This is a genomic window from Nocardioides eburneiflavus (assembly GCF_004785795.1).
Classification (GTDB): Bacteria; Actinomycetota; Actinomycetes; order Propionibacteriales; family Nocardioidaceae; genus Nocardioides; species Nocardioides eburneiflavus.
On the sequence record NZ_SRRO01000001.1, the window covers coordinates 360,252 to 385,140 of the forward strand.

General features: G+C 72.8%; 29 protein-coding genes and 2 pseudogenes. 17 read left to right on the forward strand and 14 right to left on the reverse strand.

Annotated elements, in window-relative coordinates; translation table 11 throughout:
- Positions 1 to 14: 14 nt before the first annotated feature.
- Genes EXE59_RS01720 through EXE59_RS01730 form a run of 3 tightly spaced genes read right to left on the reverse strand, consistent with a single transcriptional unit; the run spans position 15 to position 2,346 of the window.
- Positions 15 to 221, reverse strand: a complete 207-nt coding sequence (locus EXE59_RS01720; RefSeq protein WP_246056434.1) for a CDGSH iron-sulfur domain-containing protein — start codon at positions 219 to 221, stop codon at positions 15 to 17.
- Positions 218 to 1,168 (reverse strand): iron-containing redox enzyme family protein, encoded by a 951-nt coding sequence (locus tag EXE59_RS01725; protein WP_135837349.1) that lies wholly within the window; start codon positions 1,166 to 1,168, stop codon positions 218 to 220. Before EXE59_RS01725 ends, EXE59_RS01720 begins: the two co-directional genes overlap by 4 nt.
- Complete coding sequence (locus EXE59_RS01730) at positions 1,165 to 2,346, reverse strand: alcohol dehydrogenase catalytic domain-containing protein (protein ID WP_135837350.1); 1,182 nt, start codon at positions 2,344 to 2,346, stop codon at positions 1,165 to 1,167. Before EXE59_RS01730 ends, EXE59_RS01725 begins: the two co-directional genes overlap by 4 nt.
- Positions 2,347 to 2,388: 42 nt before the next feature.
- Here EXE59_RS01730 and EXE59_RS01735 point away from each other — a divergent pair, with 42 nt between their 5' ends.
- From EXE59_RS01735 to EXE59_RS01745, 3 genes are all read left to right on the forward strand, one after another.
- A complete protein-coding gene (locus tag EXE59_RS01735) occupies positions 2,389 to 2,670 on the forward strand; it encodes a CinA family protein (protein WP_210428850.1) in 282 nt (93 codons plus the stop codon).
- Between the two features lie 110 nt (positions 2,671 to 2,780).
- Entirely contained in the window at positions 2,781 to 3,521 is a 741-nt protein-coding gene (locus EXE59_RS01740; protein WP_135837352.1) for a GAF and ANTAR domain-containing protein, read from the forward strand.
- A gap of 10 nt (positions 3,522 to 3,531) precedes the next feature.
- Positions 3,532 to 3,993 carry a hypothetical protein gene (locus tag EXE59_RS01745; RefSeq protein ID WP_135837353.1) on the forward strand — a complete coding sequence of 154 codons (462 nt, stop codon included), beginning with the start codon at positions 3,532 to 3,534 and terminating at the stop codon, positions 3,991 to 3,993.
- A gap of 19 nt (positions 3,994 to 4,012) precedes the next feature.
- On the opposite strand, the gene EXE59_RS01750 is transcribed toward EXE59_RS01745, so the two are convergent.
- The 3 genes from EXE59_RS01750 to EXE59_RS23570 all read right to left on the reverse strand — a co-directional run bounded on the left by EXE59_RS01750 (position 4,013) and on the right by EXE59_RS23570 (position 6,437).
- Positions 4,013 to 4,975, reverse strand: a complete 963-nt coding sequence (locus EXE59_RS01750; RefSeq protein WP_135837354.1) for a TIGR03557 family F420-dependent LLM class oxidoreductase — start codon at positions 4,973 to 4,975, stop codon at positions 4,013 to 4,015.
- Complete coding sequence (locus tag EXE59_RS01755; protein ID WP_168218359.1) at positions 4,975 to 5,706, reverse strand: helix-turn-helix transcriptional regulator; 732 nt, start codon at positions 5,704 to 5,706, stop codon at positions 4,975 to 4,977. Before EXE59_RS01755 ends, EXE59_RS01750 begins: the two co-directional genes overlap by 1 nt.
- Positions 5,707 to 5,774: 68 nt before the next feature.
- Positions 5,775 to 6,437 carry a hypothetical protein gene (locus tag EXE59_RS23570; RefSeq protein ID WP_168218360.1) on the reverse strand — a complete coding sequence of 221 codons (663 nt, stop codon included), beginning with the start codon at positions 6,435 to 6,437 and terminating at the stop codon, positions 5,775 to 5,777.
- A gap of 124 nt (positions 6,438 to 6,561) precedes the next feature.
- On the opposite strand from EXE59_RS23570, the gene EXE59_RS01760 reads away from it, so the two are divergent.
- On the forward strand, positions 6,562 to 7,239 hold the full coding sequence (locus EXE59_RS01760) for an HAD family hydrolase (protein WP_135837356.1): 678 nt from the start codon (positions 6,562 to 6,564) through the stop codon (positions 7,237 to 7,239).
- Positions 7,240 to 7,243: 4 nt separating this feature from the next.
- On the opposite strand, the gene EXE59_RS01765 is transcribed toward EXE59_RS01760, so the two are convergent.
- A complete protein-coding gene (locus tag EXE59_RS01765; RefSeq protein WP_135837357.1) occupies positions 7,244 to 7,852 on the reverse strand; it encodes a flavodoxin family protein in 609 nt (202 codons plus the stop codon).
- Positions 7,853 to 8,186: 334 nt separating this feature from the next.
- Between EXE59_RS01765 and EXE59_RS01770 the strand changes: the two genes are divergently transcribed.
- Genes EXE59_RS01770 through EXE59_RS01780 form a run of 3 tightly spaced genes read left to right on the forward strand, consistent with a single transcriptional unit; the run spans position 8,187 to position 11,106 of the window.
- A complete protein-coding gene (locus EXE59_RS01770; protein ID WP_135837358.1) occupies positions 8,187 to 9,626 on the forward strand; it encodes an FAD-dependent oxidoreductase in 1,440 nt (479 codons plus the stop codon).
- Positions 9,626 to 10,108: a transporter substrate-binding domain-containing protein gene (locus tag EXE59_RS01775; protein WP_135837359.1), complete on the forward strand. Its 483-nt coding sequence runs from the start codon at positions 9,626 to 9,628 to the stop codon at positions 10,106 to 10,108. Before EXE59_RS01770 ends, EXE59_RS01775 begins: the two co-directional genes overlap by 1 nt.
- Complete coding sequence (locus tag EXE59_RS01780; protein ID WP_135837360.1) at positions 10,105 to 11,106, forward strand: cation efflux transmembrane domain-containing protein; 1,002 nt, start codon at positions 10,105 to 10,107, stop codon at positions 11,104 to 11,106. Before EXE59_RS01775 ends, EXE59_RS01780 begins: the two co-directional genes overlap by 4 nt.
- Here the strand turns inward: EXE59_RS01780 and EXE59_RS01785 are convergent.
- From EXE59_RS01785 to EXE59_RS01805, 5 genes are all read right to left on the reverse strand, one after another.
- Entirely contained in the window at positions 11,103 to 11,564 is a 462-nt protein-coding gene (locus EXE59_RS01785) for a hypothetical protein (RefSeq protein ID WP_135837361.1), read from the reverse strand. The two genes, EXE59_RS01780 and EXE59_RS01785, sit on opposite strands and share 4 nt — an antisense overlap.
- A gap of 51 nt (positions 11,565 to 11,615) precedes the next feature.
- Positions 11,616 to 12,215, reverse strand: coding sequence for a rhomboid family intramembrane serine protease (locus tag EXE59_RS01790; RefSeq protein WP_135837362.1), 600 nt, complete (start codon positions 12,213 to 12,215; stop codon positions 11,616 to 11,618).
- Complete coding sequence (locus EXE59_RS24975) at positions 12,212 to 13,945, reverse strand: TIGR03618 family F420-dependent PPOX class oxidoreductase (protein WP_168218361.1); 1,734 nt, start codon at positions 13,943 to 13,945, stop codon at positions 12,212 to 12,214. The genes EXE59_RS01790 and EXE59_RS24975 overlap by 4 nt, the downstream gene beginning before the upstream one ends.
- A gap of 179 nt (positions 13,946 to 14,124) precedes the next feature.
- Positions 14,125 to 14,805, reverse strand: a complete 681-nt coding sequence (locus tag EXE59_RS01800) for an HAD family hydrolase (RefSeq protein WP_135837364.1) — start codon at positions 14,803 to 14,805, stop codon at positions 14,125 to 14,127.
- Positions 14,806 to 14,933: 128 nt separating this feature from the next.
- Positions 14,934 to 15,722, reverse strand: coding sequence for a DMT family transporter (locus tag EXE59_RS01805; protein ID WP_135837365.1), 789 nt, complete (start codon positions 15,720 to 15,722; stop codon positions 14,934 to 14,936).
- Positions 15,723 to 15,919: 197 nt separating this feature from the next.
- On the opposite strand from EXE59_RS01805, the gene EXE59_RS01810 reads away from it, so the two are divergent.
- Positions 15,920 to 16,813, forward strand: a complete 894-nt coding sequence (locus tag EXE59_RS01810) for an ArgP/LysG family DNA-binding transcriptional regulator (RefSeq protein WP_135837366.1) — start codon at positions 15,920 to 15,922, stop codon at positions 16,811 to 16,813.
- Here the strand turns inward: EXE59_RS01810 and EXE59_RS01815 are convergent.
- On the reverse strand, positions 16,810 to 18,423 hold the full coding sequence (locus tag EXE59_RS01815; protein ID WP_135837367.1) for an amidohydrolase: 1,614 nt from the start codon (positions 18,421 to 18,423) through the stop codon (positions 16,810 to 16,812). The two genes, EXE59_RS01810 and EXE59_RS01815, sit on opposite strands and share 4 nt — an antisense overlap.
- 269 nt (positions 18,424 to 18,692) lie before the next feature.
- Here EXE59_RS01815 and EXE59_RS01820 point away from each other — a divergent pair, with 269 nt between their 5' ends.
- Both EXE59_RS01820 and EXE59_RS01825 read left to right on the forward strand, forming a co-directional pair.
- Complete coding sequence (locus tag EXE59_RS01820; protein WP_168218362.1) at positions 18,693 to 19,523, forward strand: mechanosensitive ion channel family protein; 831 nt, start codon at positions 18,693 to 18,695, stop codon at positions 19,521 to 19,523.
- Positions 19,524 to 19,604: 81 nt separating this feature from the next.
- Positions 19,605 to 20,768: a YibE/F family protein gene (locus EXE59_RS01825; protein ID WP_135837369.1), complete on the forward strand. Its 1,164-nt coding sequence runs from the start codon at positions 19,605 to 19,607 to the stop codon at positions 20,766 to 20,768.
- Here the strand turns inward: EXE59_RS01825 and EXE59_RS01830 are convergent.
- Complete coding sequence (locus EXE59_RS01830; protein WP_135837370.1) at positions 20,765 to 21,187, reverse strand: Fur family transcriptional regulator; 423 nt, start codon at positions 21,185 to 21,187, stop codon at positions 20,765 to 20,767. The genes EXE59_RS01825 and EXE59_RS01830 overlap by 4 nt on opposite strands.
- Before the next feature lie 79 nt (positions 21,188 to 21,266).
- On the opposite strand from EXE59_RS01830, the gene rpmE reads away from it, so the two are divergent.
- From rpmE to EXE59_RS01865, 7 genes and pseudogenes are all read left to right on the forward strand, one after another.
- Positions 21,267 to 21,416, forward strand: a complete 150-nt coding sequence (gene rpmE / locus EXE59_RS01835; RefSeq protein ID WP_135837371.1) for a 50S ribosomal protein L31 — start codon at positions 21,267 to 21,269, stop codon at positions 21,414 to 21,416.
- Positions 21,413 to 22,486 (forward strand): CobW family GTP-binding protein, encoded by a 1,074-nt coding sequence (locus EXE59_RS01840; RefSeq protein ID WP_135837372.1) that lies wholly within the window; start codon positions 21,413 to 21,415, stop codon positions 22,484 to 22,486. Before rpmE ends, EXE59_RS01840 begins: the two co-directional genes overlap by 4 nt.
- A 41-nt stretch (positions 22,487 to 22,527) precedes the next feature.
- Positions 22,528 to 22,650, forward strand: a pseudogene (rpmF, locus tag EXE59_RS25045) (50S ribosomal protein L32); the annotation flags it as partial.
- Entirely contained in the window at positions 22,638 to 22,757 is a 120-nt protein-coding gene (locus EXE59_RS01850) for a hypothetical protein (RefSeq protein ID WP_425464529.1), read from the forward strand. The pseudogene rpmF and the gene EXE59_RS01850, both read left to right, overlap by 13 nt.
- 73 nt (positions 22,758 to 22,830) lie before the next feature.
- Positions 22,831 to 23,121, forward strand: a pseudogene (gene rpsN, locus EXE59_RS01855) (30S ribosomal protein S14); the annotation flags it as partial.
- Positions 23,122 to 23,189: 68 nt separating this feature from the next.
- On the forward strand, positions 23,190 to 24,191 hold the full coding sequence (locus tag EXE59_RS01860) for a permease (RefSeq protein WP_135837374.1): 1,002 nt from the start codon (positions 23,190 to 23,192) through the stop codon (positions 24,189 to 24,191).
- Entirely contained in the window at positions 24,188 to 24,877 is a 690-nt protein-coding gene (locus tag EXE59_RS01865; protein ID WP_168218363.1) for a TIGR03943 family putative permease subunit, read from the forward strand. The genes EXE59_RS01860 and EXE59_RS01865 overlap by 4 nt, the downstream gene beginning before the upstream one ends.
- The last annotated feature ends 12 nt before the right edge of the window (positions 24,878 to 24,889 follow it).

Genomic DNA, 24,889 nt, shown 5'->3' on the forward strand with positions numbered 1-24,889 from the left:
GTCCGAGCGAGCCCTCAGCGCGGGATGACCTTGTGCGTCCCGTCGCACCACGGCAGCCGGCTCGACTTGTCGCAGCGGCAGAGCGCGACGACCGGCCGCTCGACGGGGTGCACGGTGCCATCGGCGTCCTGCACCGACTCGACGCCGCGCAGCAGCATCGGCCCGTGCGGGACGAGCACGACGTCGGGGTGCTCGAAGTCGCGGTCGGTCGGGCCGGTCACCGTGCCCCCCACGACGCCAGCAGCGCGGTCGCGAAGCGGGCCTCGACGTCGAGGCAGGTGTACGCCCCGAAGAGGATCTCGCCGGCCTGGTCGGGCTCGTCCTCGGCCAGGGTGCCGCAGATGTCGCGCGAGGCGAGGTGCTCGTGGATGGCGTCGGCCTCGACGTGCTCGTCGTAATAGGCCGACATCGGGCCGTCCAGCTCGAGCCGCTCGAGGCCCTGCACCATCTTGCGGGAGGGCAGCGAGCTGGTCATCTCGAACGCGGCGAGGTGGCCCATCGCCGCGCCGCGCAGGCGTCGGTGCAGCCCGAGGAGGGAGCCGGCGTTGTTCATCTCGAGGGTCTCGGGCAGCGCGTCGTCGACGTACGCGCCGTACTCCGCCCGCAGCCCGACGGCCTCGAGGCCGCGCGCGAAGAGGTGGGAGTGCAGGCGGTTGGGGTCGCCGTCGCCGTACTCGTCGAACTGCAGCGCCATCAGCGCGGCCTTCGCGCGCACCGGCAGCCGCGGCACCACGAAGGCCGACGGGTCGGACTCCTTGAGGTGGTAGACCGAGCGCTGCCGCAGCAGCTCCAGCACCTGGTCGCGGTCGGCGTGGCGGCGTACGTGGTCGGCGAGCGAGGGCCCGTCGTCCGCGGCGACCAGCGCCTCGAGCGCCGCGGGCACGTCCTCCGGGGCGGTGGGGCCGGGGTCCTTGCCCACCCACCGCTCGCGCAGCCGCCCCTCGAGCGCGGTCTCGAGCTCGTGGCGCACGCCGAGCAGCGTCGGGTCCCACTCCGCGCGGTCGTCGCCGTCCTCGAAGCCGCGGAAGGACAGCTCGTGCAGCGTCCACAGGGAGATGCACTCGTCGTCCCACGAGTCGGCGACGGGCGCGGCACCTGCCACGCCCGTCCCAGCCAGTCGCGCGACCAGCCACTCGCTCAGCGGGCCGCGCGGCTTGGGCAGCCTCATGGGCGGAACACCACCTTCACCATGCCGTCGTCCTTGTCGCGGAACTTCTTGTACGCCTCGGGCGCGTCGTCGAGCGGGAGGTGGTGGGTGGCGAAGGACTCGACACCGAGGTGGTCCTCCTCCTCCTGGAGCAGGTCGAGGATGTCGTCGCTCCAGCGGCGCACGTTGGCCTGGCCCATCCGGATCTGGACCTGCTTGTCGAAGAGCTCGAACATCGGCAGCGGGTCCGTCGGGGCGCCGTAGACCCCCGAGATGCTGATCGTCCCGCCGCGGCGTACGGCGTCGATCGCGCTCAGCAGCGCCGCCAGTCGGTCGGCGCCGACGTTGAGCATGACCTTCTCCTGCACCTTCTTGGGCAGCAGGCCGAGCGCCTTCTGCGCGGTCTCGGCGACCGGCGAGCCGTGCGCCTCCATGCCGACCGCGTCGATCACGGCGTCCGCGCCGCGCCCGTCAGTCAGGTCGCGCACCGCGTCGCCCACGCCGTCGACCTCGGTGAAGTCGATCGTCTCCCCGCCGCGGCCGTGGACGCGGGCGAGCCGCTCGCGCACGGAGTCGACCACGATCACGCGCAGCCCGCGGTGCATGCCGATGCGTGCGGCCATGTCGCCGATCGGTCCGGCGCCGACGACGAGCAGGGTGCCGCCGTCCTCGACGTCGGCGTACTCCACGGCCTGCCACGCGGTCGGCAGCACGTCGGAGAGGAAGAGGAAGCGGTCGTCCGGCGGTCCGTGGTCGACCTTGATCGGCAGGGTGTCGGCGAACGGGACGCGCAGCAGCTCGGCCTGCCCGCCGGGGACCCGGCCGTACAGCTTGCTGTAGCCGAACAGGCTCGCGCCGGTGCCGGTGTCGCGGTTCTGGGTGGTCTCGCACTGGCTGTGGAGCCCGCGGCTGCACATCCAACAGGTGCCGCAGCTGATGTTGAAGGGGACGACGACGCGGTCACCGGCGCTCAACGTGGTGACGGCCGAGCCGACGTCGCGCACGATGCCCATCGGCTCGTGGCCCACGATGTCGCCCGGCGTCATGAACGGGGTGAGCGGGTCGTAGAGGTGCAGGTCGGAGCCGCAGAGTCCGGTCGACGTCACCTCGATGACGACGTCGGTGCGTTCCTCGATCTTCGCGTCGGGGACCTCGACGACCTGCATGTCGAGCTTGCCCTGCCAGGTGACTGCCTTCATGGGGTGCCAGTGCCCCGCCGGCGCGGGACCATGCATGGTGGTGTGGGCCGCGGGCCCGTGGTGACCGACGGCTGCGCACGCGAGATGGCGACGGGCGTACGCACGCTGCTGGGAGCCGACGTCGCGCTCGGCATCACCGGGGTCGGTGGCCCCGGCCCGCAGGAGGGGTGCCCGCCCGGCACGGTGCACCTGGCCGTGGCCCGTGCCGAGGGCTCGCAGTCCAGGGTGGAGTCGCGGCACGTGCTGCTCGACGGCGACCCGACCGAGGTCGTCGCCAGCGCCACCACGCTGGCCCTCGACGAGCTGGTCCGGGCACTGGCCTGAGGCGTGGGACGCGAGGTTGCGGCCCGCCCTTGGGGGTGGGACCGTGAAGGGGCAACACCCACACCCACCTGCGGACTCGCGCACCGGCGCACCACGCCGTACGTCGTTCCGTGACCGAGGAGGTCGACGGAACGATGGACGAGGTGTTCGAGCGACGGCTCGCCAACGCCGTCCGCGAGCTCGAGGCCCAGCCCGACACGCCCCACACGCTCGAGTGCCTGGTGGCGATCGCGCCGGAGTTCTTCACCGCGTGCGACCACGTGGGGGTCTCGCTGGTGGAGCGTGACCGGATCAGCACCCCGGCGGCGAGCAGCGAGCGGCTGCGCGAGCTCGACGAGGCCCAGTACGAGCTCGGGCAGGGGCCGTGCCGCGAGGCGATCCTCGAGCACGAGACCGTCGTCGTCGACGACCTCGCGACCGATCCCCGGTGGCCGACGTGGGGACGGGTCATGGTCGAGGAGCTCGGCATCCGCTCCAGCCTCAGCTTCCGCCTGTTCACCCGCCCCGACCGCACGTGGGGCGCGCTCAACCTCTACTCCAGGACGCCGGGCGCCTTCAGCGACGACGAGGTGGAGCACGGCCGCACCATCGCGGCGATGGCCGCCGTGGCCCTGGCCCGCTCGATCAACGACGAGCAGCTCGCGGGAGCCATCGAGACGCGCACCGTGATCGGCCAGGCGATCGGGATGCTCATGGAGCGCTACGACCTCGATGCCGACCGGGCCTTCGAGGTACTGCGCCGCATCTCCTCGCAGGCCAACACCAAGCTGCGCGACGTCGCGGCCGAGCTCGTCAGCACGCGCGAGCTCCCCGCCCCAACGAACGTGGCGGAGCCGGAGGACGCCCTGTGACGCTCGGGGCATGAGCGACCAGCCCTCCCGCGAGCACCGCCGCCCTGACGGCGTCGACGACGCCACCGTCGAGGCCGTCGGCAAGCTGTCGGCCGCCCTCGACCACGTCGAGGACGCCCGCGGCCACCTCTACGCCTTCCACCGGCTCATGGGCAGCGCCGAGAGCACCCTCGAGGAGGCGACCGAGCTGGTCCGCGACGCCGGCCACGACGACCTGGCCGACGCCCTCGACCGCGACGCGCTCGGCCAGAACCCGCTGCCGGGCATGTGGTCGTTCCAGATGGTCGAGGCCTTCGACGACGGCTTCTACGCCCGCACCAAGGGCCTGCACCAGCGCGCGCTCGACGAGCTCATGGACGGCCGGCGCCACGTCTTCGAGGCGGAGATGAAGGAGCTGCGCCGCACCCGCGGGCGCGAGGGCCACGAGGCCCGTCCCGCGGACGTCGAAGGCCACCCCGAGTACGACGACTGAGGCGCTGTCGGGGTCGGGGCTAGCGTCCGCGGAGCCCGGGCAGCACGTCGGAGCCGTACGCCGCGATCAGGTCGGCGTAGTGCGGGCCCATGTTGGCGACGTACACCTCGTCGAAGCCCGCGTCGACGAACGGCGCGTACGCCTCGACGTGCTCGGCGACGTCGGGGCCGAAGGCGCCCTTCTCGGCGAACTTCTCGCGCGTGACCAGCTCGCTGGCCTGCTCGAAGTGCTGTGGGCTGGGCAGCACCTGGGCGAGCTCGCCCGGGACGCCGGAGTTGGGCCAGAGCTCGTACGCGGCGTCGATCGCCTCGTCGCGCGTCGGACCCCACGCGACCTTGAAGCCGGCCTGCGTCGGGGCGTCCGCACCCTTGGCAGCGCGGAACGTCTCCACCGACTCGGCGTCGGGCTGCGTGGTGATGAACCCGTCGGCGATCCGGCACGCGACGTCGAGCGCCTTGGGGCCGAACGCGCTCATGTAGATCGGCGGCGGCTCGTCGGGGAGCGTGTAGATCCGCGCCGTGTCGACGGTGTAGTGGCGGCCCTCGCGGGAGACCACCTCGCCGGTCCACAGCTCGCGGATCACCTCGACCGCCTCCTCGAGCATCTCGAGGCGGCGCTCGGTGTGCGGCCAGACGTCGCCGAGCACGTGCTCGTTGAGCGCCTCCCCGGAGCCGACGCCGAGGGTGAACCGTCCCTCGCCGAGCAGCACGGCCGACGTCGCCGCGGCCTGCGCGATGATCGCCGGGTGCGTGCGCACGGTGGGGCAGGTGACGGCCGTGGTGACCGGGAGGTCGCACACCTGTGCGACGGCGCCGATCATCGACCACACGAAGGGCGACTGCCCCTGGGCGTTGGTCCACGGGTGGAAGTGGTCGCTGATCCAGAGGCTGTCGAAGCCCGCCCGCTCGGCGAGCCGGGCCTGCTCGAGGAGCTGCTCGGGCGTGTACTCCTCACACGACAGGAAGTAGCCGAACCGAGGCATCAGCGCGCAGCGGGCATGCCGGGCCGGACCGGCGGGACAGCGGCCTGGCGCACGGGCCGGACCTGCTGGCGTACGGGCTGGCGGGTCATCGGCGGCCGCGCCGGCTCGGGCTCGCTCGACATGAGGAGCCCGTGCTGGATCGCCCAGAGGACCGCCTGCGAGCGCGAGCTCACCTCGATCTTGGAGTAGGCACCGCGGATGTAGGACTTCACCGAGTTGATGCTGAGATTGGTCTCCTCGGCGATCTCGCGGTTGGCCTTGCCGGCCGCGATCATCGACAGCACCTCGGTCTCGCGCTGCGTCAGCGGCCACTTCTCGGCGGCGGCCTTCTCCGCCTCGGCCTGGCCGGTCCACGCGTCGACGACGGTGCGACCGTCGGCGATCTGGAGGAGGTTCCAGACCAGGCGGCGACCGGGCAGCCACTTGCTGAGGAAGCCCGCGGCACCGCGCGCCATCTCGGTCGACACGGCCTCGGGGCTGCAGTCCCAGCCGAAGGCGACCATGCGGGTCGGGAAGCGCTGCGGCGCGGGGCGTACGCCGGCGGTGCGGCGGTGGGGTTCGTAGAGGGTGAGGTCACACAGGGGCGCCGGACCATCGGCCCGGTGAGCCACCACGGTGATCAGCGCGGAGTGCGGCTCGAGCATGGCACGGAGGCCGTGCACGACGAGCTCGCTCTCCTCCATGATCGCCACCTTGACGTGGCGGGAGGCGGGGGCAGTAGGTCGTTGCATGACCCCGCAGTACCCCCATGGGCGAGGTACATACACGCCGGGGTGAGGTATCGACCGGTGCGGGATCGCTACCCCAGCAGGACCCGCACCACGCACGCGGCCTGGATCCGGGTCACCCCAGCCTGCTCGGCGGCCTCGTCGAGCAGCGCCGCCGCATCGTGCGTGGTCACCGACATGCGGGCCGCCACGAGTCCCACGGCCACGTCGGCGAGGCGCTGCTCGCGCAGCAGGGCGGGGGCGAGCTCCGCCCGCCGGAGCGTCTCGAACGACAGGTCCGCGTTGGTCACGGCGCCGGCCTGCCATGCCCCGAGCGCGTCGACCAGCCCGTCGACACGGTCGCGGAACGCGTGCGCCGTCGACGCGTACAGGTCGATGGTGAGCACCGCCCGGCCGTGCTCGACGACCGGCAGCGACACGGTGCTCGCGATGCCGGCAAACGCGCGCTCCCGGGCCATGTCCGCCCAGCCGGCCTCGTCGAGCGCGTAGGCTCGCTCCCGCGCCGCGCCGCTCGCGTGCCCCCGGGCGTCCGCGTCCTCGGGCGGTCTCGTCGCCTCCTCGTCGACCAGGGTGAAGGTCAGGTCCTCGTCCAGCAGCGTGACGCTGAGCGCCACGCAGTCGGGGACGGCCCGCGTGGCCCATCCCTCGATCACCCGCAACAGCTCCTCGACGTCGTCGACCGCCTCCGCGACGTACTCGTCCAGCGCCTCCCGACTCTGAGGCAGCAGCTCCATGACGATCCCCTCATCACATCGGTGTTGCCTGAGCCCCTGATGGTCCTCCGCGCGCTGTCGGCACACCACACCCGCCGGGGCGACCGCGGCGCATGGTGCCCCGCCCGACGGGGTACGCGACACTGTGAATGCCCGACCTCTCCTCGCACACCCCGTCGTCGTGCTCGACCTCGACGGCACTCTCGTCGACTCCGTCTACGAGCACGTCGCCGCGTGGCACGCCGCCTTCCACGACGTGGGCCTCCACGTCAGCGCCGTCCGCATCCACGAGGCCATCGGCATGGGCGGCGACCGGCTCGTCGCGCACGTCTCGGGCGACGCTGTCGAGGCCGCCGTCGGGGACGACGTGCGCGAGCTCCACGACAAGTACTTCCGCGCCGGCCTGCGGGTCGTCAACGGGCTCGACGGCGCCTCCGAGCTCGTCGAGGCGCTCGTCGGGACCGGCCACCGCGTCGTCGTCGCCAGCTCCTCGGAGGCCGACCTCGTCGACGAGATGCTCGACCTCCTCGACGTACGCCGCCACCTCGCCGCGGTCGTCACCGGCTCCGACGGTGCCGCCACCAAGCCCGCGCCCGACATGGTGCAGCTCGCGGTCGAGCGGGCCGGTGGCGGCAAGGGCATCGTCGTCGGCGACGCCGTGTGGGACGCGCTGTCCGCGGAGGCGGCCGACCTCCCGTGCATCGGCGTGCGCAGCGGCGGCGTCAGCGCCGAGCGGTTGCGGACGGCAGGCGCATCCTGGGTCTACGACGGCCCGCGCGACCTCCTGACCCGTCTCGGGGAGAGCCCGCTGCGCTCGCGCTGAGCGGTCAGTCGGCCGGGTAGGGCGACGCCTTCAGCAGCCGGGCTAGGTGGGCGGCGTTGCGCGCCAGCACCTGCGTCGTGCCGGCGGTCTTCTCGGGCGTGGCGTCCAGGTCCCGGTAGTCCACCGCCTGCATCGCCTCGCCGACCCAGTAGGTCGCGGCCTGCGCGGGGATCGTGAAGCCGACGTCTCCGAGGGCCTGGAAGACCTCGGCGCACACGTGGTGGGCGCCGTCCTCGTTGCCGACGACCCCCACGCCCGCGACCTTGCCGAACATCGAGGGCCGCCCCTCGGCGTCCGTCTCCGACAGCTCGGCGTCGAGGCGCTCGAGGACGACCTTGCACACCGACGCGGGCTGGCCCATCCAGATCGGGGTCACCACCACGAGGATGTCGGCGGCCAGCACCTTCTCGCGCAGGGCAGGCCAGCCGTCGCCGTTGCCCTCGTCGGTGCTCACCCCGAACGCGACACGGTGGTCGATGACACGCTCGATCGAACCGGTGACACCGAGGTCGGCGAAGGCGTCGAGGACCTGCTGCCCGAGGAGCTCGGAGCTCGAGGCCGTCGGGGCCGGCTTGAGGGTGCAGATCAGGACCAGGCAGGTGGGATCAGTCATGTGCGGCCGTACCCGTTGTCGTCGGAACCATGCGACCCCGCCCCCGTACGAAACCCGCCGGGGCCACCTCGCACGGCGTACGGGAGGTCAGCCCCGGCGGGCCTCACTGCCGCGTCAGGTACCCCTTGACCGGTGATGCATGCGCGACGTCGTACGCATCCGTGGTCGGCAACCGGGTACAAGAAAGGCGTCCCGCTCCACCGACTCCCGAGGAGACGACGATGAGTGCCACCGACCCACAGGCAGACCCGCAGGGCGACCCGCAGACCCATCTGGACACCGACCCGGCCAACCAGCCGGACAGCACTCCTGACGACGACCCCGACGGCGACACGTGACGTCCCTCTGGCTCGACGGGGCGGACACCGTCCCCGACGACGACCTGCCCGCGCCCGGCGCCCCGCTCGACGTGGTCGTGGTCGGCGCCGGGCTCACCGGCCTGACCACGACGCTGCTGCTCGCGCGCGCCGGCCTGCGGGTCGCCTGCGTGGAGGCGCGCCACGTCGGCGCGGTCACCACCGGGCACACGACCGGCAAGGTCTCCCTGCTGCAGGGCACGCACCTGTCGCGGATCTGCAGGCACGGGTCGGAGTCGACGGCCCGCGCCTTCGTCGACGCCAGCCGCGAGGGCATGGAGTGGCTGCTGCGCTTCTGCGGCGACCACGGCGTCGTCACCCAGCGGCGCGCGGCCGTGACGTACGCCGCGACGGCCAGCGAGCTCGGCGCCGTCGAGCGCGAGCACCGGGTCGCCGGCTCCCTCGGCCTGCCCGTGGAGTGGCGCGAACGCCTCGACGTGCCGTTCCCGCACGTCGGCGCCACCGTCCTCGCCGACCAGGCACAGCTCGACGCCATGGAGGTGCTGCTCGCGCTCGCCGCGCAGGTCCGCGAGCACGGTGGCACGATCCACCAGGGACGCCGGGTCACGTCGGTCTCCACCTCCGGCGACGACCGCGTCGCACACCTCGAGGTCGGCCACGACCTCCGCGCCCGGCACGTCGTCCTGGCGACCGGAGCGCCGATCCTCGACCGCGGGCTGCACTTCGCTCGGCTCGAGCCGCAACGCTCGTACGCGATCGCACTCGCCGGCGGCCCGGACCTGGACGGGATGTACCTCTCCGCCGGCAGCGACTCCCGCTCGGTGCGCGACGCCCCCGGCGGGGTGCTGGTCGTCGGCGGCAGCGGCCACGTGGTCGGTCGGACCCGCTCCGCGCAGGCCCACGTCGAGGCACTCCGCTCGTGGGCGACAGCGCACTGGCCGGGGACCACCGAGACGCACGCCTGGTCCGCGCAGGACTACCGCACCCCCGACGGCTTCCCGTTCGTCGGTCACCTGCCGGGCGGGGGCGGACGGATCCACGTCGCCACCGGCTACGAGAAGTGGGGCATGGCCACGTCGGTCCTCGCGGCCCGCGCCATCTCCGGCGACATCCTCGGCGCCGAGCCGTCCTGGGCGGGCGTGCTGCACCGGCGGGTCCCGCACCCGTCGGGCCTGGCCGAGGTCGCCCGCTTCAACCTCGGCGTCGGCGCGTCCCTCGTCACCGGTGCGGTCCGGACGGTGCGCGAGCACCTGCCCGGCGTCTCGGGGCGCACCCAGGCGTACGAGTGCGGCGTCGTCGGCGTCTGCACCCACCTCGGCGGCCTGCTGCGCTGGAACGATGCCGAGGACACGTGGGACTGCCCGCTTCACGGGTCGCGGTTCACCCGCGACGGCGAGGTGCTCGAGGGTCCCGCCACCCGGCCGCTGCGCAAGCGCTCACAGGACGCCCCGGGCTGATGCTGCGGCGCCTGCTCCTCCTCGTGGTCGCGGCCGTGCTGCTCGGCGGCTGCGGCTCCTTGCTGCCCGACGACTTCCCCACCGACCCCGACGGCACGCTCGACCGGGTCCGCGAGGACGGCGTCGTACGCGTCGCCGCGTCGCCGCGGCCCGGCTGGGTCGAGGTCGGGGGCGGTGAGCCCACCGGTCGCGAGCCGGAGCTGGTCGCGGCCTTCGCGGAGTCCCTCGGTGCCGACGTCGAGTGGACCGTCACCGGCGAGGAGGACCTCGTGCGGCTGCTCGAGGAGGGGAAGGTCGACCTCGCCGTCGGCGGCTTCACCGACAAGAACGCCTGGGTCGACAAGGTCGGCCTCACCCGGCCGTACGTCGAGGTCGACGTCGCAGGCACCACCGAGGCGCACGTGATGATGGTGCCGACGGGCGAGAACGCGTGGATGTCCCGGCTCGAGCGGTGGCTCGACGACCACGGCGACCCGCGATGAGTCCCGCGAACGACCCCGGCGAGGGCGGGCAGCACTTCGGGCACACCGAGCTGCCGCCCGAGCAGGCGCACGCGCTGCGGCGGGCGAAGCGGCTCGAGGTGATCACCCTGGTCTACATGACCAGCGCCGTGGCCGTCGTCTTCGCGACCGCCGGTAGCTCGCAGGCGATGAAGACGGCGTGGGTCGAGGACAGTCTCGCCCTCGTCCCGCCGCTGGCGTTCCTCGTCGCCGTCCGGTTCGGCCGTCGACGCCCCGACGCCGACCACCCGTACGGCTACCACCGGTCGACCGGCGTCGGCCACCTGACGGCTGCCGTCGCCCTGCTCGCGGTCGGGCTGCTGCTGGCCGTGGAGTCCGCGATGGGCCTGATCCGCGCCGAGCACCCGCCGATCGGCACCGTCCACCTGTTCGGCCAGACCTTCTGGGCAGGCTGGCTCATGGTCGCGGCGATGACCTACACCGGCATCGGGCCGTTCGTCCTGGGCCGGATGAAGCTCCCGCTGTCCGAGGCGCTGCACGACAAGGTCCTCTTCGCCGACGCCGACATGCAGAAGGCCGACTGGATGACCGCCGCCGGCACCATCGCCGGCGTGCTCGGGATCGGGGTGGGGCTGTGGTGGGCCGACTCCGGCGTCGCGCTGCTCATCTCGCTGTCGATCGTCCGCGACGGCTGGACCAACCTGCGCCACGCCGCGACCGCGCTGATGGACCAGCGCGCCCGGACGTACGACGACGGGCACCCGCACCGGCTCACCCGCGAGGTCGACGAGGTCCTCACCAACCTCTCGTGGGTCCTCGACAGCCGCAGCCGCGTGCGCGACCAGGGCCACGTGTTCCACGTGGAAGCCTTCGTACGCCCCGTGGCGGGCCGCGCCCCCACGCTCGAGCAGCTCGAGGCGGCGGTCAGCGTGCTCCGCGACCTCGACTGGAAGATCCACGACGTCGTGGTGATGCCGGTGCGCGACCTGCCGGACACCATCCCGGCGCCGGAGTCCTAGCGGTTGGCGCAGACCAGATCCGCGGTGAGCGCGGCCTCGGCGGGCAGCTCGACGCCCGGCCCGCAAACCAGGTCGAGCGGGTCGGCGGCCTGCTCGACGGTGGCGACGGCCTCGTCGAAAGCCGGCACGACGTCCGCGCAGGCGTGCTCCAGCCCGACGCGGGTCAGCGCGGAGGTCGACAGGTTGCCGCTCAGCGCGAGCTCGACGGTCCACGCCGCGGCGTCCGTACGCGCGCAGTCGGCCGCCGCGGCCTGCTGGAGGGCGGCGAAGTCGAACGTGTCGGTGCCGAGCTCCTCCTCGAGCGCGGCACGCCACGCCGTGACCTCCTGGCTCTCGGACTGGGAGGCCTGCGACGCCGTACCACCTGCTTCGCCGGCTCCGTCGCCGCCCGAGCAGGCCGCGAGGGCGGGGACGAGGAGGACGGCCAGGACCAGGGAGCGGAGGGCGTGAGCGCGCATGCCCCGCAGGCTAGGAGCGGTCGGCGGGTGCCGTCCGGCGTTCGTTACTGATCAGTACGTGATGCTCGACTCACTGCGCCGGCGGGTGGTCAGCAGCCGCGCCGCGACGAAGCCGCCGATCGCGCCGAAGAGGTGGCCCTGCCACGAGACGCCGGGCTGACCAGGCAGGACGCCGAGCAGCGCGCTGCTGTAGAGCAGGAAGACCGCGACGCCGATGAAGATCTCGGTCGTGCGCTTGTTGAGGAACCCGCGGACGACCAGGTAGACGATCCAGCCGAAGATCAGCACCGACGCGCCCGCGTGGTTGCTGCCGGGCTGGGCGAACAGCCACACGCCGAGCCCGCCGACGACCCAGATGATCGCGGTCGCGGCCAGCCCGCGCGCGATGCCGGTGGCGAGGGTGAGGAACCCGAGCACCAGCACCGGGACCGTGTTGCTGACGAGGTGGTCGAAGCCGAAGTGCAGCGTCGGGGCCGTCGCGATGCCGACGAGCCCGTCCTCGCTGCGCGGGCGCACCCCGTACGCGTCGAGCGGGTTGCCCGTCGTGGCGTCGAAGATCTCGAGCACCCACAGCACCATGACGAACCCGCCGGTGAGCAGCGCGGCGCCCTTCCAGGCGGGCTCCCGGGCGGTGGTCTGCAGGCTGGTCATCTCGCCGCCACCTCGGGCGGGAAGCCGCCGGTCGAGACCGTGCCCCAGCGGGTCGGGGTGATCCGCAGCAGCGACTTGCCCTGGTCGACCATCGCCCGGCGGTACTCGTCCCAGTCGGAGTGCTCGCCCGCGATCGTGCGGAAGTACTCGACGAACGCGTCGAGCGCCTCCTCGCTGGGGGTGTCGCCCTCGCTGGCGTCGAGCACCTCGCAGGTGCCGTCGACCTGCACCCACGCGTCGTCCCAGTCGTCGGAGAGGACGACGACCGACACGTCGGGACGCCGTCGCGCGTTCTTCGTCTTGGCGCGCTGCGGGTAGGTCGCGACGACGATCCGGCCGCTGTCGTCGATGCCGCCGGCGACCGGCGAGGCCTGCGGGCTGCCGTCGGCGCGCCGCGTGATGAGCAGCATGTGGTGGCGCGGGCGTACGAAGTCCAGCAGCTCGTCGAGCCCGACCTCGGTGTTCGTGGCGATGGTGGGTGCCATGGCGTCGAGGTTATCTGCGGGGGTGGAACAGGAAGTCGCCGTTGGCCAGGCGGTCGGCGCGGAAGGCGTCGTCGTGGATGGGGGGTGGTGGTGGCTGCACAGCAGCGCCCCGTCGGCGAGGTCCGTACGCCCGCCGGCGTGCCAGGGGTCGAGGTGGTGGGCCTCGCACCAGGTGCCGGGGACGTCGCACCCCTCGGCGCGGCAGGTGCGGTCGCGGACCAGCATCGCCTTGCGCTGCGCGGGGCTGAAGAGTCGCCGTGTCCGGCCGAGGTCGAGCGGCAGGCTGTCGCCGCCGAGGACGACGGGCAGGATCTTGGCGGTGCAGGCGAGCCGGCGTGCCTGGGCGGCGCTGAGGCGGTCGCCGGTGAGGTCGTCGCCGGGGACGAGTCCGGCGCCGATGAGGTCGGCGGCCGCGAGCTCGGCCCGGAGCGACGCGAGCGGGACGGTGACGACGAGGGTGGTCGCGTCGCCGGCGTGCAGCGGCATCCGCAAGGAGTCGGCCGCCTCGAGGAACTGGGCGAAGGCCTCTCCCAGGCGTCGGGGGTAGGCGAGTCGGGCGACTGCGTCGCCGGGCTTGTCGCCGGCCTTCTTCCCGGCGCCGCGCGGGCTGGCGTACGCCTCGAGGTAGGTCGCGAGCCGGGTGGCCGCGTGGTCGGGGATGCGGCCGGAGACGCGGGTGGTGCCATCGCCGAGACGGCGCAGGGTGAGTCGGGTCTTCCGCGCTGCACCGGCCTCGAGGTCGGCGAGCCGGGCCGCCTCGGCAGGCTCGGCGACGTCGGGGGCGACGACGTCGAGGATCCGACGCCCGATGCGACCGAGCTCCCTCGGCCCGAACTCCGCGGCCCGCTCCACCAGGTGCGCCTCGGCGCGGGACACCGTCTCGGCGTCGACCACCTCGGGCAGCGCGCCGAGCGCGCGGTGGACGACATGGGCCTGCGCCAGCGTCACGGCCCCCTCGCGCATCGCCGCGGCCAGCGCGGGGCGCTCGCGGTTGAGCGCGGTCGCCAGGGCGAGGTCGGCCCGCGCGTCGGCGACCCGGGTGCGCGTGTGGTGCGCCAACCAGCCCGCGGCGTCCTTGGCGGCCGTCTGCTCGGCGAGGTCGCCGGCGTCGCCCAGGATCCGCAGTCGCAGCTCGGCCAGCTGCGACTCGGCGGCGACGAGCTCGCGTAGCGCGACGGCCTTGAGCGACGCGCGTACGTCGGTGGCGGCAGCGACGATGGGGTGGGTCACGCTGGGCTGGATCACCACCAGGCCTCCTCTCGACGACGGGTCCCATGCCGCGCACACGCGCGGCTGGTCGACGGTCGTCGCCCCTGGAGGCCCCCCGGGGGGCTATTACTCACCCTCGCAACTCGCTGCGTCCAGCCAGAGCCCGGGTTGGACGATCACCCTAGGGCCCTGGACCTCTTCAACGTGCGTCCAGACTACACCGATCCTTCACTATCCGCAACGGTGTTCGACATGCTTCCACGGAGGTCTTCGACGGTCCGCCCCTCGAGCGTCGGCCACATCAGGAAGTCACCGCTCCCGGGCAGCACCGCGTCGTGGGGCACGGCAATGGTGGTCGCGCCCGACGCGATCGCCGCGGCCAGGCCGTTGGGCGAGTCCTCGACGGCGACGCAGTCCCGCGCGCGTACGCCGAGCAGCTCGGCGGCACGGAGGTAGGGCTCCGGCGACGGCTTGGTCCGCGCGACGTCCTCGGACCCGACAACGACGCTGATCGCCCCGTCGGGCGCGGCCGCGGCGACCAACGCCGCCATCTCGTGCGAGGAGGTCGTGGCGATCGCGCAGGAGATGCCTTCGCGCACCAGCTCCGCCAGCAGCTCGCGTACGCCCGGTCGCCACGGCACCTCCAATTGCAGCGACTCGATCACCCGACGCTCGAGCGCGGCGACCAGCTCCGCCGCATCCATGTCCACGCCGGCGGCCTGCATCGCGACCGCGGTGTCGTGCATGTCGGCACCGACCAGCGCCAGCCCCTGCTCCCTGGTCCACGTGCCGCCGTGCTGCTCGACCAGGACGAACTGCTGCGCGATCCAGATCGGCTCGCTGTCGATGAGCGTGCCGTCCATGTCCCACAGGACGGCGGCGAGGCGGGAGGTCATGAGATCAGGGTGCGTCGCTGCGCGCGAAGAAGTGCGGACGTTCACACGTGTGGCGGTTGTCGCCCTCAGATCTCCCGACGGAGGGCGACCACCTGCGCTGCAACTCCTTGGTCGGGTTGCGATCGGTGTCAGGCGCCGGCGTGGACGAGCAGGACTGAGCACACAGCTGCCAGCAGTCCCCAGATCTGGATCCGGTGGATGTGCTCGCGGAGCACCAGGACCGCCAAGGCGACGGTGAAGGCGGAGTAGAGAGCGATCACCAGACTGCCCAGCGCCAGGTCGCCGAACTGGAAGGTGAAGTACATGGCGACGTTGGCGACGACGTCGACCAGGCCGATGAGGACCGGGACGGCCCAGCTGCGCAGCCGCTGCGACCACGGCACTGCCTGGCGGCCGCGATGCTGGGTGACGAGGAACGTGAAGACGACGAGCGTGGCGGTCGCGCGGGCCGCGACGAGCGGCAGCATGCCTGACCCCGTCGGGATCTCGGCGGTGAGCACGAAGCTCAGCGCGAAGGCGGTGCCGGCGGCGATGGCCAGGACGAGCGTCGCGGGCTGGACCCTGCGCTGCTTGCCGGTCAGGTCGCAGCTGACCATGACGACCGCGGCGAGGCCGAGCGCGATGCCGGCCCAGGCCCAGCCTTGTGGCTGCTCACCCTGGGCGACGCCGACCACGACAGGGATGGCCGCGACGAGCACTGCGGTGACCGGCGAGACCACGCTGATGGGCCCGGCTGCGAGGGCGAGGTAGAACCACCAGATCGCGAAGGCCATCACAGCGCCCGAGGCGGCTCCCCACGCCAGCCCGGCGTAGGTGGAGTCACCGGGGACCACGAGCGCCAGGAGGGCCATCCCGATCACGGACGTGGGATAGGCCACCGCGACCACGCCGAGAGCGCTGCTGCGTCGCGAGGCCACGCCTCCCAGGTAGTCGCTGACGCCGTATGCGGCTGACGAGACCAAGGGGGGTCAGAGTCGACACGAGCTCTCCTCTCCGAGCAGTCGATGGTGGTGCCGGGCAGTCGTGCCGGGCAGTCCTGCCCGCACCCATCACGCTGCCGCACTGCCCCGGTGAGCACCAGCGAAAGAACCTATAGATGGTTTAGCGTTGCTATATGCGGGTGGGGATCGAGGCGCTGGAGACGCTCATGGCCGTCTGCGACGAGGGCACCTTCGGTGGAGCGGCGGCCCGGCTGCACATCACCACGGGCGCCGTGAGCCAACGGATCGCGGGCCTGGAGAAGCAGATCGGTCACCCGGTGGTCGTGCGGCGGCAGCCCGTCAGCGCGACCCACGTGGGGCGTGAGCTGCTGCGGCTGGCCCGGCAGTCCCTCCTGCTGCAGCAGGAGGCCGGTGTACGCCTCGCCGAGGAGCTGCACGCGACGGAGCCCTCGATCCGGCTGTCGCTGGCGGTCAACGCCGACTCCCTCTCGACGTGGTTCCAGCCCGTGGTGCAGGCCATCGCCGCGGAGGGCAGGCTGCTCCTCGACCTGCGCATCGAGGATCAAGACCGCACCGGCGACCTCTTGCGGTCCGGCACGGTCCTGGCCGCCGTCACCACCGACGCCGAGGCCGGGGCGGGATGCACGACAGAGTCCCTGGGGTGGATGCGCTACCTGCCTGTCTGCTCCCCCGCGATCGCGCCCGCCGCCGGTCAAGAGCTCGACGAGTACCTCGGCACCGTGCCGATGCTCCAGTTCGACAGCCTCGACGCGCTACCGCTGCAGTTCATGGACCAGTTCGGGGTCACCACGCCACCGTCCGCGCACTTCATCCCGTCCAACCGGGAGTACTTCGACGCGGTGCGGCTCGGCCTGGGGTGGAGCGTCCTGCCCGAGGACCAAGTCCACTCGGCCCTCGAGGACGAGGACCTGGTCCTCCTCCATCCCACCGCCAGCGTCGACGTCGCGCTCCACTGGCAGCGGTGGCGCATCTCCTCCGCCACGCTCGACCAGGTCACCGACCTGGTGCGGCAGGCGGCCCATCGAAGGCTGCGTCGCACGCACTAGACCTCCCCACCGTCCACCCACACCCGTTCCACCGAGGCCGCCCCCACCTCACGAGGCTCGTCGAAGACGTCCCGGTCCAGCAGCACCAGGTCCGCCGCGGCACCGGGCGCGATCGTCCCGGGGTCGTCGCGGTGGCACACCCACGCCGATCCCGAGGTGTACGCCGCGAGCGCCACCTCGAGCGACAGCGCCTGATCGGGGAGGAACGGCTCGCTCCCCGCAGGCCCCGGTTCCCCGTACGCCATCCGGTGGACCGCCACGTGGATCGCCTCGAGCGGGTTCGGGGTGCTGACGGGCCAGTCGCTGCCGGCGACGAGGCGAGCACCGGCGCGGTGCAGGTCGCCGAACGGGTACTGCCGCGCGGCCCGCTCCTCGCCGAGGAACGGGATGGTCAGGTCGACCATCTGCTCGTCGAGACAGGCCCACAGCGCCTGGATGTTGGCCGCGACGCCGAGCTCGGCGAAGCGACCGATGTCGGAGGGGTGCACCAGCTGCAGGTGCGCGATGTGGTGCCGCCGCGACGGGTCCGTCCCGACGAGCGCGTCCAGCGCCTCGCGTACCCCGCGGTCCCCCAGCCCGTGGACGTGCACCTGGAAGCCCTCGGCGTCCAGGGCCGCGACAGCCGACCGCAGCAGCGCCGGCGACACGAACGACAGGCCGGAGTTCGACGTGGCGTGCCCGCAGCGGTCGAGGTACGGCTCGACCATCGCCGCCGTACCGTTCTCCGCCACGCCGTCCTGCATGATCTTCACCGACGTCGCGGCGAACCGCCCGTGCGAGTACGCCTCCCGCTTCTCCACCAGGTCGGCCACCTGCTCGAGGCCGCGCTCGCGCTCCCACCACAGCGCCCCGACGACCGTCGCCGTCAGGTCGCCCGACCGGGCCGCACGGAGATAGGTCGGCCCGGCGTCCTGCATCCCGGCGTACGCCCCGACGATCGCGTCCTGCCAGCCGGTGATGCCGAGCGAGTGCAGGTGGCGCTGGCCCTCGAGCAGCCCGGCGTACAGCTCCTCCGCGTCGGGCAACGGCAGCACCGCCAGCACGAGGTCCATCGCGCCCTCGTGCAGCACGCCCGTCGGCTCGCCCGCGGCGTCGCGCTCGACGCGACCGTCGGCCGGGTCGCGGGTGTCGCGCGTGATCCCCGCGACGTCGAGCGCGCGGGTGTTGACCCAGATGCCGTGGTGGTCGCGGTTGACCAGCGCGGCGGGTCGGTCCGCGACCACCGTGTCCAGCTCGGCCGCGGTCGGCAGCCCGCCGGGGAAGGCCGCCATCGCCCAGCCGCCGCCCTGCACCCAGTCGAGCTCAGGGCGCGAGGCGGCGTACGACCCGACGTGCGCGAGGTAGGAAGCGCGGTCGACCGGCAGCCCGCTCAGGTCGCAGGTGAGCCGCTCGATCCCGCCCAGGACGGGGTGGACGTGCGCGTCGACGAAGCCCGGCAGCAGCAGCGCGCCGTCGCAGTCGACGACCTCCGCGCCGTCCGTACGCACCGTGCCGCCCACCGACACGATCCGGCCGTCGCTCACCAGCACGTCACCGACCGCGCCGAGGTAGCGGACGCCGTCGAAGACCCGCGCCCCGGTGAGGACCAGCTCGGGCAGGTCGGGCGACATGGCGCCAATCTCCCCGATCCGGAGGGGTGGGACAAGGCGGTCCCCCGCACCCCTTCGGGCGGTTTGTCCGAAGGACCCGTGCCTGCTGTCGAGGCAGATCGGCGGCGTGAGCACCGTTCGACGTGACCACCTTCCTCGCCCGCTCGGCCACCTGGGTCGGTCTACCCCGTTCGTCCTCATCCATACGGATCCTCGGGGTGTGACATCGCGGGCGCAGGTCTGGGGAACGTGGGAGGGCACACCCCCACCACCCGGTGAAAGGACTCCCCGTGGACATCGGTGACAGCTTCCAGAGGACGACCGACGGCATCTTCGACTTCCTGCCCAACCTCGTCGGCTTCCTCCTCATCCTGCTCGTCGGCTACCTCGTCTCGAAGATGGTCGCCAAGATCGTCAGGACGGTCCTCGACAAGGTCCACCTGGACCGACGGCTGCACGAGAGCTCGGCCAACAGGTACGTCGACGCGGTGCTGCCCGGGGCCTCACCGGCCAACGGCATCTCGCGCGTCGTGTTCTGGCTGATCTTCATCTTCTTCATCACCGCGGCCATCGGCGCGCTCGGCATCCCGGCCGCGACGAGCTTCATGAACGAGGTGCTCGCCTACCTGCCCAACGTGATCGTGGCGATCCTCATCTTCATCGTCGCCGCGCTCCTCTCGGGTGCGGTCGCCGGCGCCGTCGTGCGGTTCATGGGCGACACCCCGACCGGCAAGGTCGTGGGCGCGGTCGCTCCCGCGGTCATCATGACGATCGCGTTCTTCATGATCCTCGAGCAGCTCCAGATCGCGCCCGAGATCGTGCGGATCGCCTTCACCGCGATCATGTTCGCCCTCGCCCTGGGCCTCGCCCTCGCGTTCGGCCTCGGCGGCCGTGAGCTCGCCGCCGACCTGCTCCGCCAGGCCAAGGACAAGGGCGGCAAGGCGGCCGACCAGACCAAGCGCGACGTCCAGCTGGGCGCCAACCGCGCCCGCGACGAGGTGGGCAGCCACACCGGCAGCTCGCACAGCAGCGGCAACGGCACGACCGGCACCAACTACCCCACGAGCGTGGACCCGGAGGCGACCCAGCACATGACGCCCCCGGCCCCGCCCAACCGCTGACCCGCACCCAGAGGCACACGCAGGCGGCCCCCACCGGAGCACCGGTGGGGGCCGTCGCGCGCGTGGGATGCTGGAGGACCCATGGGCACCCACCACCACCGCGGCCCCGCCCGTACGGGCTCCCGGCTGCACCGCACCGCCGCGCTCGCGGTCGTCGCGCCCCTCGCGCTGCTGACGGTCGTCGCGCTCGTGTGGCTGTGGCCCTCCCCGGGGGCGATCGGGGACGGCGCCGACGCGGCCCCCGAGATCCCCGGCCGGGTCGTCGCGGTCGAGGAGGAGACCTGCCCCGAGGGGACGCCTGCCGACGTCGAGCGGTGCGGGAGTGTACGCGTGTCGGTCGGCACCGAGGACCCCGTCGAGGTGACCGCCCCGTTGCCCGGTGGGCTCGGCGCGCCCGAGGTCGAGCTCGACGACGACGTCGTGCTGATCCGCAACGAGACCCCGGACGGCGTCGCGTACGCCGTGGTGGACCACCAGCGCGGCACCGGGCTGTGGTTCGTGGGGCTCGCGTTCGTGCTGGCGTTGGTCGCCTTCGGCCGGTGGCGCGGCGTGGCGTCCCTGGCCGGGCTGGCGGCGACCTTCGCGATCCTCGCGTCCTTCGTGATCCCGGCGATCCTCGACGGCAGCCCGCCGCTGCTCGTCGCCGTCGTCGGGTCGGCGGCGGTCGTGCTCGTCGTCCTCTACCTGACCCACGGCTTCGGCATCACCACGACGACGGCCGTGCTCGGCACGCTGGCCAGCCTCGCCCTGACCGGAGCCCTGGCGTGGCTCTCGGTGGCGGCGCTCCACCTCACCGGCGTGACCGACGACCTGTCCGCCTCGGTCGGCGGCACCCAGGGCGTCGACATGCGCGGCCTGCTGCTGGCCGGCATCGTCATCGGCTCTCTCGGCGTCCTCGACGACGTCACGGTCACCCAGGCGGCCACCGTCGCCGAGATCGCGCACGCCGACCCGGCCGCCGGGTTCGGCCGGCTCTTCCGCGCGGGCAGCCGCGTCGGGCGTGCCCACGTGGCGTCGGTGGTCAACACCATCGTCCTGGCGTACGCCGGGTCGTCGCTGCCGCTGCTCGTGCTGCTGGTCGCCGACAACGGCTCGCTGACCGCGGTCGTGCCGAGCCAGGTCGTGGCGCAGGAGATCGTGCGCAGCTCCGTGGCCACCATCGGCCTGATCGCGGCCGTGCCGCTCACCACGGCGCTGGCCGCGTGGGCCCACCGCAACCGGCAGGCCGGGGGGATGGCCGGCTAACGCCGCGAGCACTCCGCGCAGAGGCCGAAGAGCTCGACCACGTGCGTCACCTCGGTGAAGCCGTGCGACTCGGCGGCCTTGACGGCCCACTTCTCGACCGCGGGGCCGTCGACCTCGACGGTGACGCCGCAGCTGCGGCAGACCAGGTGGTGGTGGTGCTGCGGGCCGCACTGGCGATAGAGGACCTCGCCCTCGTCGGAGCGCAGCACGTCGAGCTCGCCGGCCTCGGTCATCGCCTGGAGGGTGCGGTAGACGGTGGCCAGGCCGACCCGGTCGCCGCTGGCCCGGAGGTCGTCGTACATCTGCTGGGCGCTGACGAACGCCTCCTGGCGCGACAGCTGGTCGCGCAGCAGGCGGCGCTGGCGGGTGTCGCGGCGGCCGGGTCCGGCAGGCGCGGAGCCGGCGGTGGGCGCTGTCATGGCGGTCAGCCTAACCGGGCTTCCCCTCGACCGGGACGTGGTCTACTATTGAGAACGATTCTCGTTACAAGGAGGCGAAGTGAAGCAGGGCATCCACCCCGACTACGGCCCCGTCGTCGCCGTCGACATCACCAGCGACAGCCACCCGTTCTGGACCGGCACCGCCCGTAGGCTCGACAGCGAGGGGCGCGTCGAGAAGTTCCAGCGGCGCTACGGCGGGTCGCGATGAGGACGCCGCTGGTGGTGGTCACGGGAGTCGACCCGGCCGCGATGGACGCGACGCTGCTCAGCCTGGCGTGGGACCTGCCGCGGGCGGTGTCGGTGCGGCACGCGATCGACCCCGAGTCGCAGGTGCTCACCCGGACCGTCAGCGACGCGACCGGCGTCGTGGAGCGGCACGAGGTCCAGCTCGAGCACGCGTGCGTCAGCTGCGCACTGCGCGAGGACATCCTGCCCACGCTCCAGCGCCTCGCCCGCGACGAGCGGTGGAGCTCGATCGTCTCGGGCCTGCCGACTGCGACCGAGGCGGGCCAGCTCACCCACGCCCTCGCCACCGACACCCGGCTGGCGCGACACCTCAAGCTCAGCGCCGTCATCGCCGCCGTGGGCGCGAGCGACACCGTGCGCGACCTGCTCAGCGACGACCTGCTCCGCGAGCGGGGCGTGCACACCAACCCCTACGACGACCGCGGCGTGGGCGAGGTCGCCTGCGCCCAGGTCGAGCTCGCCGACGTGGTCGTGCTCGACGCCGAGCCCCGGCCCGAGGCCGCCGACCTGCTGCATGCACTGGCCCGCCCGGGCGCTCCCGTCCTCCCCGGGGCCGACCAGGTGGACGGCCCTGCGCTGGTCGCCGACCGGCACCACCACAGGCTCGCCGACGCGTGGTGCTCCCCCGAGCTCGACCTCGACCTGCCTGCCCTCGAGCGGAGCAGCGCGTGGCGGCTGGACCTGCGCTCGTCGCGCCCGTTCCACCCCGAGCGGCTGCTCGACCACATCGAACGCCTCGGCACGGGCGCGCACCGCGCCCGCGGCTGCTTCTGGGTGCCCACCCGCCCCGGCGACCTGCTGGAGTGGTCCGGCGCCGGCGGCCAGCTGAGCATCGGCGGCTACAGCCCCTGGGGGCGGCGTACGCCCGTGACCCGGCTGCTCTACACCGGCCTCGGCGCGCCGCCAGCCGACCTCCGCGCCGCGTTCGAGGAGGTCCTCCTCACCCCTGCCGAGGCCCGGCAGGCCCAGCCGTGGGACGTCGTCGAGGACGGCCTCGAGCCGTGGCTCGGCGACATCCGCGACGTCGCCTGACCCATCCGCCAGAGAACCCCTCGACACACCAGGAGGAACCCGTGGCCGTCCCCAAGCGCCGCACCTCACGCAGCAACACCCGCCACCGCCGCTCGCAGTGGAAGGCGACCCCGGTCGTTTCGACGTCAACGTCCAGTCCAAGAAGTACTGGGTGCCGAGCCTGCGACGCAGCGTCACGCTCACCGTCAGCGCACGCGGCATCAAGACGATCGACCAGCGCGGCATCGAGGCGGTCGTCGCCGACATCCACGCGCGGGGAGGGAAGGTCTGATGGCGGCACGCGGCAACCACTTGCGACCCAAGGTGAAGATGCGCTCCACCGGAGGAACCGGATGGCCAAGAAGTCGAAGGTCGTCGCCAACGAGCGCCGCAAGCGCACCGTCGAGAGGTACGCCGCCCGGCGGGCGGAGCTGAAGGAGGCGGTGCGCACCGCGTCCAGCGCCGAGGAGCGCGACGCCGCCGTACGGGCGCTCGGCCGGCTGCCGCGCGACGCGAGCCCCGTTCGGGTCCGCAACCGCGACCAGGTCGACGGCCGGCCCCGCGGCTACGTCCGCAAGGCCGGGCTGTCCCGGATCAACCTGCGCACCCTCGCCCACCGCGGCGAGCTGCCGGGGATCACGAAGTCCTCCTGGTAGTCGCCGCTTCCGCTGATAACGGGAATCACTTACGCTCCACCGGTGATCGAGGCTGAGCAGGACCCCGCATGAGTGGTTCCACCAAGCAGGACGCGCCGCCCGCGCCCGGGCGCACCGTGGGAGGACTCCCCCTCCAGGTCTACGTCGTCTTCGGCGTGCTCGGGGCCCTGGTGGTGTCGCAGCAGTGGCTGCTGCCGCGCCTCGACTCACCCGCGCTGGCGACGTGGAGCACCATCTTCGTCGCGATCGTGGTGCAGTCGATCCCGTTCCTCGTCGGCGGCGTGCTGCTCGCCGGCGTCATCGCGACGCTGCTGTCGGAGAAGGCGTTGCGCAGGCTGGTGCCCGCCAACCCGACCCTCGGCGTGCCCGTCGCGGGACTGGCCGGCGTGGCCCTTCCGGGGTGCGAGTGCGCGTCGGTCCCCGTCGCGGGCAGCCTGATGCGGCGCGGGGTCGCGCCCGCCGTCGCGCTGACCTTCCTGCTCGCAACTCCCGCGGTGAACCCGGTCGTGCTGGTGTCGACGGCCGTCGCCTTTCCTGACCGCCCCGAGGTCGTGCTCGCCCGATTCCTCGCCTCGCTGGTGACCGCCGTCGCGGTCGGGTGGCTGTGGCTGCGGTTCGCCGGACGCGTCCCGATCCTGCACCGCCAGCGCGGTCACGACCACGGTGAGGGCGCCGCGCAGGCCTTCCTCGGCAGCGTGCGCCACGACTTCATCCACGCAGCCGGGTTCCTCGTGCTGGGCGCGATGATCGCCGCCGCGATCAACACCTTCGTGCCGCGCGAGATCATCGACAGCGTCGCGGGGAACTTCTTCCTCGCGGTCGGCTCGATGGCGATCTTCGCCTTCGTCGTCGCCCTGTGCTCCGAGGCCGACGCGTTCGTGGCGGCCAGCCTCAGCGCCTTCTCCGACACAGCCAAGCTCGTCTTCATGGTCGTCGGCCCGGCGATGGACGTGAAGCTCGCGTCGATGGAGTCGGGCCAGTTCGGCGGCGCCTTCGCGCTGCGGTTCGTGCCGCTGGTGATCGTCGTGGCGGTGCTGTCTGCCTGCGGCATGGGATGGTGGCTGCTGTGACCCGCGCGACCCAGACCCTGCTGCTGGCCGTCACCGGCGCCGTCCTGGTCCGCATGGCGGCGGGCGACGCCTACCTGCGCTACGTCAACTCGTGGATGCGCTGGCCGCTCGTCGCGTGCGGCGTCTTCCTCATCGTGCTCGCGCTCGCCGACCTGTGGCGCGAGCAGGGATCCGAGGACGAGGACCACGACGCCCACGTGCCGCGGGCCGCCTGGCTCCTCTTCGCGCCGTCCCTGGTCTTCTTCCTCGTCGCTCCCCCGGCCCTCGGCGCCCACTTCGCCGAGCGCGCCCAGAACGCGACCGTCCCGATCAAGGAGGCGAGCGAGGTCTCGCTGCCCCCGCTGCCCGAGGGCGACACGGTGCCCCTGACGCTCGACGACGTCCTGTTCCGCGCGGCGTACGACGACGGCGCGACCCTTGCCGACCGCCGCCTCGAGCTCACCGGATTCGTGAGCCGGGACAAGTCCGGCACCTGGTACGTCACCCAGTTCGGGATGAACTGCTGCGCCGCCGACGCCACGGTGATGCGCGTGGCGGCGACCGGCGTGGAGCCGCCCGCGGACGACCAGTGGGTGCGCGTGGTCGCCACGCACGTCCCCGGCACCGGCGACGGCGGCCTGGACTCGCCGGAAGTGGTCGTCGAGGAGCTCGCGCTCATCGAGGCACCGAAGAACCAGTACCGCTGAGACCCCGACATG